The sequence below is a fragment of the Bradyrhizobium sp. B120 genome, assembly GCF_049075665.1.
Lineage (GTDB): Bacteria > Pseudomonadota > Alphaproteobacteria > Rhizobiales > Xanthobacteraceae > Bradyrhizobium.
Genome location: NZ_CP185242.1, coordinates 925,822 through 935,087 on the forward strand (window position 1 = coordinate 925,822; position 9,266 = coordinate 935,087).

Annotated in this window: 16 protein-coding genes and 1 riboswitch; of the genes, 13 read left to right on the forward strand and 3 right to left on the reverse strand. The window is 65.2% G+C overall.

Features of this window, described 5'->3' with window-relative positions; genetic code table 11:
- Positions 1 to 30: 30 nt before the first annotated feature.
- The 10 genes from ACOIX3_RS04315 to ACOIX3_RS04360 all read left to right on the forward strand — a co-directional run bounded on the left by ACOIX3_RS04315 (position 31) and on the right by ACOIX3_RS04360 (position 4,824).
- On the forward strand, positions 31 to 207 hold the full coding sequence (locus ACOIX3_RS04315) for a hypothetical protein (RefSeq protein ID WP_420968540.1): 177 nt from the start codon (positions 31 to 33) through the stop codon (positions 205 to 207).
- A gap of 37 nt (positions 208 to 244) precedes the next feature.
- Positions 245 to 367 carry a hypothetical protein gene (locus ACOIX3_RS04320; protein ID WP_420968541.1) on the forward strand — a complete coding sequence of 41 codons (123 nt, stop codon included), beginning with the start codon at positions 245 to 247 and terminating at the stop codon, positions 365 to 367.
- A gap of 57 nt (positions 368 to 424) precedes the next feature.
- Positions 425 to 485, forward strand: a riboswitch (Fluoride riboswitch).
- A 72-nt stretch (positions 486 to 557) separates the two neighbouring features.
- The gene (locus tag ACOIX3_RS04325) at positions 558 to 731 is read left to right on the forward strand and encodes a hypothetical protein (RefSeq protein WP_420968542.1); all 174 of its coding nucleotides are present in this window, start codon (positions 558 to 560) and stop codon (positions 729 to 731) included.
- Positions 728 to 1,114, forward strand: a complete 387-nt coding sequence (gene crcB / locus ACOIX3_RS04330; protein ID WP_420968543.1) for a fluoride efflux transporter CrcB — start codon at positions 728 to 730, stop codon at positions 1,112 to 1,114. Before ACOIX3_RS04325 ends, crcB begins: the two co-directional genes overlap by 4 nt.
- A gap of 415 nt (positions 1,115 to 1,529) precedes the next feature.
- Entirely contained in the window at positions 1,530 to 1,751 is a 222-nt protein-coding gene (locus ACOIX3_RS04335; RefSeq protein ID WP_342724787.1) for a hypothetical protein, read from the forward strand.
- A 70-nt stretch (positions 1,752 to 1,821) separates the two neighbouring features.
- On the forward strand, positions 1,822 to 2,502 hold the full coding sequence (locus ACOIX3_RS04340) for a transglutaminase-like domain-containing protein (RefSeq protein ID WP_420968544.1): 681 nt from the start codon (positions 1,822 to 1,824) through the stop codon (positions 2,500 to 2,502).
- A gap of 75 nt (positions 2,503 to 2,577) precedes the next feature.
- The gene (locus tag ACOIX3_RS04345; RefSeq protein WP_420968545.1) at positions 2,578 to 3,504 is read left to right on the forward strand and encodes a DMT family transporter; all 927 of its coding nucleotides are present in this window, start codon (positions 2,578 to 2,580) and stop codon (positions 3,502 to 3,504) included.
- 82 nt (positions 3,505 to 3,586) lie between these two features.
- Positions 3,587 to 3,766, forward strand: coding sequence for a hypothetical protein (locus ACOIX3_RS04350; protein WP_420968546.1), 180 nt, complete (start codon positions 3,587 to 3,589; stop codon positions 3,764 to 3,766).
- A gap of 132 nt (positions 3,767 to 3,898) precedes the next feature.
- A complete protein-coding gene (locus tag ACOIX3_RS04355; protein ID WP_420968547.1) occupies positions 3,899 to 4,072 on the forward strand; it encodes a hypothetical protein in 174 nt (57 codons plus the stop codon).
- A gap of 356 nt (positions 4,073 to 4,428) precedes the next feature.
- Positions 4,429 to 4,824 (forward strand): hypothetical protein, encoded by a 396-nt coding sequence (locus tag ACOIX3_RS04360; protein ID WP_420968548.1) that lies wholly within the window; start codon positions 4,429 to 4,431, stop codon positions 4,822 to 4,824.
- Between the two features lie 137 nt (positions 4,825 to 4,961).
- On the opposite strand, the gene ACOIX3_RS04365 is transcribed toward ACOIX3_RS04360, so the two are convergent.
- From ACOIX3_RS04365 to ACOIX3_RS04375, 3 genes are all read right to left on the reverse strand, one after another.
- The gene (locus ACOIX3_RS04365) at positions 4,962 to 5,411 is read right to left on the reverse strand and encodes a hypothetical protein (RefSeq protein WP_420968549.1); all 450 of its coding nucleotides are present in this window, start codon (positions 5,409 to 5,411) and stop codon (positions 4,962 to 4,964) included.
- Between the two features lie 130 nt (positions 5,412 to 5,541).
- Entirely contained in the window at positions 5,542 to 5,877 is a 336-nt protein-coding gene (locus tag ACOIX3_RS04370) for a DUF883 family protein (RefSeq protein WP_420968550.1), read from the reverse strand.
- Positions 5,878 to 6,051: 174 nt separating this feature from the next.
- Entirely contained in the window at positions 6,052 to 7,164 is a 1,113-nt protein-coding gene (locus ACOIX3_RS04375) for an AI-2E family transporter (RefSeq protein WP_420968551.1), read from the reverse strand.
- Between the two features lie 209 nt (positions 7,165 to 7,373).
- On the opposite strand from ACOIX3_RS04375, the gene ACOIX3_RS04380 reads away from it, so the two are divergent.
- The 3 genes from ACOIX3_RS04380 (at position 7,374) to ACOIX3_RS04390 (ending at position 9,218) form a co-directional block, all read left to right on the forward strand.
- Positions 7,374 to 8,195 (forward strand): L,D-transpeptidase, encoded by an 822-nt coding sequence (locus tag ACOIX3_RS04380; protein ID WP_420968552.1) that lies wholly within the window; start codon positions 7,374 to 7,376, stop codon positions 8,193 to 8,195.
- A gap of 124 nt (positions 8,196 to 8,319) precedes the next feature.
- Positions 8,320 to 8,949 (forward strand): DUF2865 domain-containing protein, encoded by a 630-nt coding sequence (locus ACOIX3_RS04385; protein WP_420968554.1) that lies wholly within the window; start codon positions 8,320 to 8,322, stop codon positions 8,947 to 8,949.
- Between the two features lie 113 nt (positions 8,950 to 9,062).
- Positions 9,063 to 9,218 carry a Thivi_2564 family membrane protein gene (locus tag ACOIX3_RS04390; RefSeq protein WP_021076357.1) on the forward strand — a complete coding sequence of 52 codons (156 nt, stop codon included), beginning with the start codon at positions 9,063 to 9,065 and terminating at the stop codon, positions 9,216 to 9,218.
- The last annotated feature ends 48 nt before the right edge of the window (positions 9,219 to 9,266 follow it).

The window sequence follows — 9,266 nt, forward strand, 5'->3', positions numbered from 1 at the left end:
GCCTCTCCGTTGTCTGGCGGGAGTGATGCCATGACCAACCACGTCAAGCTGCCCCGCAAACTATCCGAGGAGCCGGAAGCGCCGGAACCGCGGCGCCCGAGCCACGCACGGGTGATCGATCAACTGGACCGCTGGGCCAACCATCCCGGTCTGCAACCGCCAAGGGTGAGTGATGCAGAAGACGATTCAGAAGCGGAAGCGATCTGAGCCCCACACCTTCGAGCAGCGCCTCGAAGAACACCGGATGCGGCTCGAGCGCCAGCTCGCGGAATTGCCGCGCGGCGCCAAGCGCGAGCAGATCGCCGCGCGCATCGAGCAGCTGCGGACCGCCGTCGAACTGAACACGATGCTGTCGATGAGCGAGTGAACCAGCACCGGCGCGGGACGCCCACTTGCTCCCGCTGCTCCGTTTGCCTACCATCCCTGCCTTGATGGGGATGGAGTCCCCCGATAACCGCCGCAAGGCTGATGACTCCTACCGGGCGCGACAGCGTCGGTAGGAGCATGCGCCACCGCCGATCCGCAGCGCGCGCCCCGCGAATGAGAAGGGGCAGAGCATGATGGGTCTTCCTGGTTCACTCTCAATCGCATTGTCGCTGGTCGGGTCGATCTGGCTCGTCGGTGTCGTCGCCCTATTGGTCGGCGCCCCGGGCGAGCTGGTCGCCGCGACCTTCGTTGTTGGGCTTGTGACAGGCATCGCCGAGTGGCAGGGCGGAAAGGTGGAGCATTGAACGCTCAATTGTTGGCGGCGGTCGCGATCGGCGGTTCGCTGGGATCGGTCGCGCGCTATCTGGTGGCGATCGGCGCGGGGCGCCTGGTCGGCACCGATTTTCCATGGGGCACGCTGGTGATCAATATCGTGGGCTCGTTCCTGATCGGCGTCTTCGCGGAGTCCTTCGCGCTGACCTGGAATGTCAGCCAGGCGGTGCGGGTGTTTCTCACCGTCGGCATCTGCGGCGGCTTCACCACCTTCTCGACCTTCTCGCTCGATGCGATCGTGCTGATGCAGCGGGGCGAGCTATGGCCGGCCGCTGCCTACATCGCGGCCTCCGTTGCGCTCTCGATCCTCGCGCTGTTCGCCGGCCTGCTGCTGGTGCGGGCGTTCGCGGCTTAGCCGGTCAACGACGCGCTCCCCTTTCCGTCATCCCCGCGCAAAGGCTTTGCCTTTGTCGCTGGAGGAGCGCGGAACGCGCGTCTCGAAGGATGCCCGGCCCGGCTGGTGGCCGTCGACCCTTCGAGGCTCGCCCAGCGGCGCAATTGCGCCGCAAGGCTCGCACCTCCAGCGACAAAGGCGAAGCCTTTGCGCGGGGATGACGGGTCGAATAGACGAACGGGTATGCTAGTCGCGCAGGCGCCAATCAGTGGGATGGCGGCCGGCGTGCGGGTTGGTCGTCTGGTCCGCGTGGGCGCCGTTCCAAAAAAGTGAAGAAGTGGAGGTATCCTCTGCCGCCGGAATCCTTGGCGTGCCCGGGGCCAGCCGGTAGGATGGAACCCGGATCGAGCTTAGGGACCAAGGGAAAGACTGGGGAATGAAGCATGTCGACGTCGCGGTGATTGCTGCCACGCTGTGGCTGCTGGCGTCGATGGTGCTGGACATCCTGACGCCGAAGTCGATCACCGCGCTGATGATCGCCGCCGCGCTCGCGCCGCCGTTCCTGATCGGGATCGGCATCCATTTCGCACGCGAATATTTCAAGGCGAAGCGGCGCAGCTACCCGCCGCCGCAGTGGGACGAACGCTTCAGGAACTAAGCGGGGCAGGGCTGCGAGAAGGCTGCATCGGCTGCATTGAACTGCGCCTATGGCTTGCTAAGGTTGCGCCATGACCGAGCATCTCCCCGATACGATCAGCCGCCTCTACACCGACCCAGGCGAATATGTCGACAGCGACCATCCCGCCGTCGAGGCGTTCGCCCGCGCCGCCGTCCCGGCCGACGCCAGCGTGCGCGACATCGCGAGCCGGCTCTACACCGCGGTACGCGACGGCATCCGCTACAACCCCTATGTCAGCATGCGCTCGCCCGAGAGCTACCGGGCCTCCAGCGTGCTCGCCGCCGGCAATGGCTACTGCGTCGGCAAGGCGGCGCTTTATGCCGCCGCCTGCCGGGTCCACGGCATCCCGGCGCGGGTCGGCTTCGCCGATGTCCGCAACCATCTCACCACCGAGAAGCTGCGCCAGAGCATGGGCTCGGACCTGTTCACCTGGCACGGCTTCACCGAAGTGTTCGTCGACGGCGCCTGGCGCAAGGCGACCCCGACCTTCAACGACACGCTGTGCGCCAAGCTCGGCGTCAAGCCGCTCGATTTCGACGGCCATTCGGATGCGCTGCTGCATCCGTTCGACGGGGCGGGGCGCGCCTACATGCAGTACGTCAACGATCACGGCACCTATCACGACGTCCCGGCCAAATTCCTGATGCGCGAGATGGCGCGCGAATACGCCAACATGCAGGGCGAGGACATGTCCGGCCGCGACATGGAGCGCGAGGCGGCGGAGCAATAGCGCGGGCGTGCCGCGGAACGTGGCGCGCTGACGGGCCGTGCTAGGTGAACGTGCGCCGGCTGAGGGGGCGGTGTCATGGATGCGGAGCTGCCGAAAGGTGAGGTCAGCCGCCCGGCCACGGGCTGGGAGGACGCGGTCGCGCTGACCGGGTTCATCCTGGTCGCGGTCGGGCAGGCCTCCAATCAGGTGCTGGCGCGCGGCCTGGCCGGCTCGGTGCCGCCGTTCTCGTTGGCCTTCTTCCGCTGGAGCATCATCGCCATCGGCCTCGCGCCGTTTGCGATCGCGGCAATCCGGGACGGCAAGATCCCGCTGGCGCAGAATTTCTGGCCGATCCTCGCCGCGGGCTTCCTCGGCATGTTCCTGTGCGGCGGCCCGGTCTACATCGCCGGCATCACCACCACCGCGATCCATATCGCGCTGATCTTCGCGCTGTCGCCGATCATGGTGCTGTTGATCTCGGCCGCGCTCGGCATCGAGCATATCGGTCCGCTGCAATGGCTGGGCACGGCGCTGGCGCTCGCCGGTGCGCTTTTGATCGTCTCGGGCGGGCATCTGGAAAACCTGACGCAATCGAGCGCGGCCTGGGGCGATCTCCTGGTGGTGTGCGCGATGCTCGGCTGGTCCGGCTACACGCTGGTGCAATCGCGCGTCGCGCCGCGCGCCTCGCTGCTGGCGCGGGTCAGCCTGTTCTCGGCGGCCGGCGCGCTGTGCTCGCTGCCGCCGGCGCTTCAGGAGATGTGGACGACGCCGGCAGCGGTGTTCAACGCCCGGGCGTTCGAGGCCTATGTCTTCGCCGGCCTCGCGCCGGGCCTCGCCGCCTATGCCGGCTTCGCCTGGCTCGGCGCACGGTTCGGCTCGGTACGGACGTCGCTCGTCCTCTACGTCGCGCCGATCGCAAGCGCGCTGCTGTCCTGGATCATCCTTGGCGAGCCGCCGACACTGATCCACCTAGTTGGCGGTCTTTTGATCCTCGGCGGCGTCTGGGCGAGCCTGCGCAAATAGATCCAGCTCCTTCTTGGGGGGAACCTTCTTCGGCCTCGTGCGTTGAATCCAGCGTTGATTCAAGAACTTAGTTGGAGGTCGTATGAATCTTACTCCCCAGCAGCGCAAGGTTCGTAGCGAGCAGCGTCAGCAAGACGCATCGCAGGCGATGAAGGAGCATCTCGCCCACGAGAAGGCGTTCTACAACAACTTCCACCGCCTCAAGGCCGAGCGGCAGGCGCGTGAAGCCGCGGAATCACGGAAGCCATCCGCTACAAAATAAGCGCCGAGAGCCCCATCCATCGTCCGGATTGGACGGATCTGACAGACCGAGAAGGAGCCGAAGCGAGGGGCGAGCGCAAGCGAGTTCGCCCGAATGACGCGATGAAATCTCCGGGCTTATGGAGGACGTCAGATGTATTTTGCCGATCAGAAAACGGTCACTTGCAAATGCGGCGAGCCCTTGAGCGAATTGATGCTCGTCGACGACCAGACGACTGGAATCAAGTTTCATGTCGGTCGTTGCCTGTCCTGCCGTGAAGTGACGGTCGTTCGATCCCAGGACATGCCATCAAACGACAATGCCTGAAGCAGACAGCCCTCTCGCTCGGCGGAAGGGCCGCTCCTTCAACGCCGGGCTTCAATTGCGACGGCTGAGTGACAGGCCGGCTGACGCATCGTTTGCGGCAAACCCCGAAAACAACCGCCGAAAAAAGAGCAGGGCGCGACCGGCATCACCACGGTCGCGCCCTACGTCGCCGGTCAATGGGGCAGGGGGAATAACCGGCTCTTCCAATGACTCGCAGACCCCCGGACTCGTTCCGCGGGAATCAAAATTTTTTCGTACACGGTTAAGTGATGGCCGGACGCGAGAACCCCACAGGTTTCGCTCGCGTTGTGTCCGTGATCGCCAACGGGAATTTCCATGGGGCGAGGGACATCACCATGTCAAAGATTCAAAAGGGAATTTTCGCTGCGTTGGCGGCTGGATTGACGCTTGGCGCGGTCCAACTGGCGTCCGGCCACGATCTCATTGGCGGACAGCAGGTCACCACCCAATTGGCGCCGGAGAGCGCGGTCAATCGCGCCGCCAAGACCGACCGTGCCGAGGTTCCGATGGCCGCCCTGCCGAGCCGGACCGTCGCGCTGAAGGTTGATCGGCTTCCCGATACGTCGGTCCTGGTCCGTGTTCCCGTGGCGCGGGAAGAGGCCCGCAATCACCCCCTCGCAGCGCCGGCGCGTGCGCGTCCCGGCGACACCCGCAAGGTGGCCTGCGAGCCCGTCGTCAGCGTCCTGACCGAAGTGGCCAAGCTGCTGCAGCCCGGCCGCTGCGTGACCTGAGAAGGGGGCGCCCACCTCCATCGTCGTCATTCCGGGGCTCGCGAAGCGAGAGCCCGGAATCCATCAGGCCGCATCTCTGGTGGTGAAATGGATTCCGGGCTCGCGCTTCGCGCGCCCCGGAATGACGATGATGGGTCTTATTCCTCTTCGTCCGGCTCGCTGCTGCCGGCGGCGCTGCGGCTTGCCATCAGGCCGAGCGCGAGGCCGCCGACCGCCAGGATCGGGATCAGCCGCTTCACGCCGATGGCCCGCACGATCTGCAGGCCGGTGGCGATCAGTGCGGGGTCGGCGAACATTGTCGCTGCGGCCGATTTCGCGGCCTTGGCCGCTTTCTCCGCGCGGCGGCGCATCTCTCGCTTGCGCGCCGTGTAAACGGCAATCGCGATCAGCGTGACGACCAGGAACACCGCGGCGCCGGACAGGCACGCTTCCACCGGACCATAGTGCTGCAGCACATAGACGAAGGCGGCCGCGCACAGGAAGGCGGTGGTGATGAACAGCGCCACCGCGGCGGCGGCCGCGAGCGAGGTCAGCCGCAGCGCGCTCCCAGTGGATTGCTTGACGTCATCGATCAGCCGCTGAAGCATTGACCAGCCTTGTCCTGAAAAGCCTTGCTTTGAATCTTGCCTTGAATCTCGCCTTGAAAAGCGCATCGACAAACGAGGCGGCGGCGCGCCAGCGCTGCCATCGCGTCCAGAGCGGTGGTTTGCGCATGACCTAGCGCCGCCAGGTGAGGCCGATCAAAAAGCCGAGGCCGAGCGCAAGGCCGACGGTCGCCAGCGGCCGCTGCGTGATCACCTCTTCCAGCGATTCCTCGATCGAGGATGCCGCATCCTGCGCCGCGCCCATCATCGCGCTGCCGCGCTCCGACATGTCGTCGAGCGTCGATTCGGCGTTGGCGCGCGCATCCTTGTAGTGGCGGCGGGCCTGCTTGCCTGCGTTGTTGGCAAACGAATTGAGCGCGTCGGTGATCTGTTCGGTGAGGGCTGCGATATCGTTCTTCACGGCAGTGACATCCTTTTCGAGGCGTTCGTAGGTCGCGTTATCCGTCATGGTCCTGATCCCAAATGCGCTGTCCGTGCTCGAAACCGAAAGCTCCCGGAGCACGCGCGTGTCAGGAGAAAAACGCTTCGCACCATGCAAAGGTTCCAGATGCGAAACCGGGCTCTGTTGTTCGACGCGTTTTCTTCACGCGAACCGGTGCCCACTTCGCTTGAAAACGCTCTGTTAATCCTCAGGTAGCTGCGGCGAACTGTCAGGCATCAAATGCTCTTTCACGATCAACGCCACGATCAGCAGCGGTGACGACAGGAAGGCGCCCATCGGGCCCCACAGCCAGGTCCAGAATGCGAGCGCGAGGAAGACCGCGAGCGCATTCAGCGACAGCCTGCGGCCGACGATCGTCGGCGTCACGAAATGCCCTTCCATGAAGGTCACGACGGCAAAGCACGCCGGCGCGATCAGCCCGGCGCCGATGGTCGGCGAGGAGACGATGCCGACCGCCACCAGCACCACGAACATCGCGACCGGGCCGATGATCGGAATGAAGTTCAGCGTCGCAGCGAGCGCGCCGAGCCCGGCCGGGTTCGGCATTCCCGTCGCCGCGCAGATCGCACCGGTGACTATGCCGATGCCGACATTGATCATCGTCACCGTCAGCAGGTAATTGCCGAGATTGGTCTCTACCTCGTTGAGGATACGCAGCGTGCGCAATCGTGCCGCGCGGTCGCTGAAGGTCATCACCAGCCCGCGGCGCAGATCCTTCCAGCTCGCGATGAACAGGATCAGGGTGGCGATGAACAGCAGGAATTCGGCGAAGGTCGGCGACACGAATTCCAGCGTCGGCTGCACCCATTCGAATTTCGGCAGCTGGAGGTTGGCGAGCGTGTCGGGGCCGCCGACCATGCTCTGCAGCTCCTGCCACAGCGCGAGCGGCCGGTCGAACACATGCAGCTTCTCCTTCATGATCGCCCCGAGCTCGGGCAGCCGCGAGCTCCATTCCATCACCGGCGAGGCGATCAGACCGACCATGAAGCTGACGGCGGCGCCGACCGCGATCACGATCAGCACGGCGCCGAGCGCGCGCGGGATCCGGTAGCGCTCGAGCAGGCTCGCCGCCGGCGACAGCATGGTGCCGACGATGAAGGCCATGGTGATCGGCAGGAAGAAGGCCCGCGCCAGATAGAGCACCCCGACGATGACGATCACCAGCAGCGCGACCAGCGCGAAGGCGACGGCTTCGGCGCGGCTGATCACCGGGGGCGTTTCGGCTGTGCTGTCGGGGAGGGGCGTGCCTTCGGGCGCGTTGCCAAGCATACGTTCACCCGGAAAGGCGCGCACCAGACTCCTCCCGAATGGGACAAATGAATTTCGCGTCAAATTGCGCGTGACAACGGCCTTGCCCCGGCAAAGGTTCCATCGCGCGTTCGTGAGATGCGGCGGGTTGACAATCGCGGCTTCGCGACGATTCGCAGCGGAACTGTCTCACGGCTACGTGCGTTGGTTGGACATCGCATCACCATGATGCGCATCCCGTCCAGGGGCAGCACATGACACAGCAGTCTCTCTCCAGCCGCCGGCTTGCGTCGCGCGCCGCGCGCACCCTTGTCCGCACCTTTGCTTTCGCCAGCGTCCTGCTCGCGACGCCGTTCATTGTCGCCAATTCGGCGAGCGCTCAAGTGCGCTCCTCCGCGCTCGGCTATGCGTCGACGCAGCCGGGCGGATTCCCCTCCGACGAGGTGATGAACGATCCCTCGACCGAGGACGGCGCGCTGCCGGAGCGGCTGCGCCGCACCACCGTCGCGCTCAACACATCAGAGGCGCCCGGCACCGTCATCATCGATACCGGCAACACCGCGCTCTATTACGTGCTGGGCGGCGGCCGAGCGATCCGTTACGGCGTCGGCGTCGGCCGCGAGGGGTTCACCTGGGCGGGTACCCAGACCATCAGCCGCAAGGCCGAGTGGCCGGACTGGCATCCGCCGGCCGAGATGATCAAGCGCCAGCCCTATCTGCCGCGGTTCATGGCCGGCGGCCCCGGCAACCCGCTTGGTGCCCGCGCAATGTATCTCGGCTCCAGCGAGTATCGCATCCACGGCACCAACGATCCGTCGACGATCGGCAAGTTCGTGTCGTCGGGCTGCATCCGCCTGACCAACGAAGACGTCTCCGACCTGTTCAGCCGGGTCGACGTCGGCACCAAGGTGGTGGTGCTGCCGAAGAACGCACCGCATCTTGCCGCGCGCGAGCTCGGCCCGAGCACGACGCAGATCTCGGTCCGGCCGGCGCCGATGCAGCCGCGCCCAGCGGTGATGACGCTGCCTTCCGGCCGTCAGGCGTTGAACATCCCGGCGACTTCCTCGTTGTACTAGAGCGTTTTCGAGCGAAGCGGATACCGGTTCGCGTGAAGAAAACGCGTCAAACAAGAAACTAGAGCCTCGTTCCGATTCAATCGGAACGGGGCTCTCGGGATCGGCGTTGGACTGAGGGTTGGTGATGGTGAAGCGGCACGTGAGGCGGTGGGTGTTCGGGACGGCGGCATTGCTCGGCCTGTCCCTTGCGTCCGGGGCGCAAGCCCAGGATTTCTTCTCGCAATTGTTCGGCGGCTTCATGCACGGCCGTCCGCCGGTGATCCGGATGCCGTTCGATGATGGCCCGGCGCCTATGCCGCGGGCCGAACGCCGCGCGCGCTATGACGGCGGCCAGGCCTATTGCGTGCGCACCTGCGACGGCCGCTATTTCCCGCTAGCTGCGACCGGCAACCAGAGCAAGGCAGAGAGCTGCAACAGTTTCTGCCCGGCGAGCGCGACCGAAGTGGTCTATGGCGGCAACATCGACAGCGCCGCGACCGAAGACGGCAAGCCGTATTCCGAGCTGCCGAACGCATTCCGCTATCGCGACGAGATCGTTTCGGGCTGCACCTGCAACGGCAAGGACACTGTCGGGCTCGCCACGGTGAAAATCGAGGACGATCCGACCTTGCGCAAGGGCGACATCGTCGCCGGCAAGGACGGGTTGATGTCCGTCGGCCGCCCGGACCGGCGCGGGGCATCTCTCAATTTCACGCCGGCGCCGGATCGCATCCGCGCCAAGTATCAGCGCGCGCCGGTGCTGGCGCGCGAATAGCGTCGATCAAGCGAGGTCGGCCACTTTCGGTTCCGTTCGCTGGAACCGGCCTTGCTCTCGCACGTTAGCAACAAGCGAACAGCACATTCACCGATGCCATCAGGGGGCCCCGCATGCTCGTCGGCGTACTTGTCACCTTCCTTGTCATTATTCTCGTTCTTTATCTCATCAACATGCTGCCGCTCGACGGCCGCGCCAAGCAGATCGCGCGCGTCGTCGTCATCATCATCGGCATCGTCTCGCTGCTGAAATATCTCGCGGTGTTCTAGAACGCGATATCCAGTACGCTGCGGCTTCTCGATTCAAGCACTGTGGTC

Bases quoted from the DNA above. Each gene is read 5' to 3' on its own strand.
- ACOIX3_RS04315 (WP_420968540.1), top strand. From the start codon at position 31: ATGACCAACCACGTCAAGCTGCCCCGCAAACTATCCGAGGAGCCGGAA.
- ACOIX3_RS04320 (WP_420968541.1), top strand. From the start codon at position 245: ATGCGGCTCGAGCGCCAGCTCGCGGAATTGCCGCGCGGCGCCAAGCGC.
- ACOIX3_RS04325 (WP_420968542.1), top strand. From the start codon at position 558: ATGATGGGTCTTCCTGGTTCACTCTCAATCGCATTGTCGCTGGTCGGG.
- ACOIX3_RS04335 (WP_342724787.1), top strand. From the start codon at position 1,530: ATGAAGCATGTCGACGTCGCGGTGATTGCTGCCACGCTGTGGCTGCTG.
- ACOIX3_RS04340 (WP_420968544.1), top strand. From the start codon at position 1,822: ATGACCGAGCATCTCCCCGATACGATCAGCCGCCTCTACACCGACCCA.
- ACOIX3_RS04345 (WP_420968545.1), top strand. From the start codon at position 2,578: ATGGATGCGGAGCTGCCGAAAGGTGAGGTCAGCCGCCCGGCCACGGGC.
- ACOIX3_RS04350 (WP_420968546.1), top strand. From the start codon at position 3,587: ATGAATCTTACTCCCCAGCAGCGCAAGGTTCGTAGCGAGCAGCGTCAG.
- ACOIX3_RS04355 (WP_420968547.1), top strand. From the start codon at position 3,899: ATGTATTTTGCCGATCAGAAAACGGTCACTTGCAAATGCGGCGAGCCC.
- ACOIX3_RS04360 (WP_420968548.1), top strand. From the start codon at position 4,429: ATGTCAAAGATTCAAAAGGGAATTTTCGCTGCGTTGGCGGCTGGATTG.
- ACOIX3_RS04365 (WP_420968549.1), bottom strand. From the start codon at position 5,411: ATGCTTCAGCGGCTGATCGATGACGTCAAGCAATCCACTGGGAGCGCG.
- ACOIX3_RS04370 (WP_420968550.1), bottom strand. From the start codon at position 5,877: ATGACGGATAACGCGACCTACGAACGCCTCGAAAAGGATGTCACTGCC.
- ACOIX3_RS04380 (WP_420968552.1), top strand. From the start codon at position 7,374: ATGACACAGCAGTCTCTCTCCAGCCGCCGGCTTGCGTCGCGCGCCGCG.
- ACOIX3_RS04385 (WP_420968554.1), top strand. From the start codon at position 8,320: ATGGTGAAGCGGCACGTGAGGCGGTGGGTGTTCGGGACGGCGGCATTG.
- ACOIX3_RS04390 (WP_021076357.1), top strand. From the start codon at position 9,063: ATGCTCGTCGGCGTACTTGTCACCTTCCTTGTCATTATTCTCGTTCTT.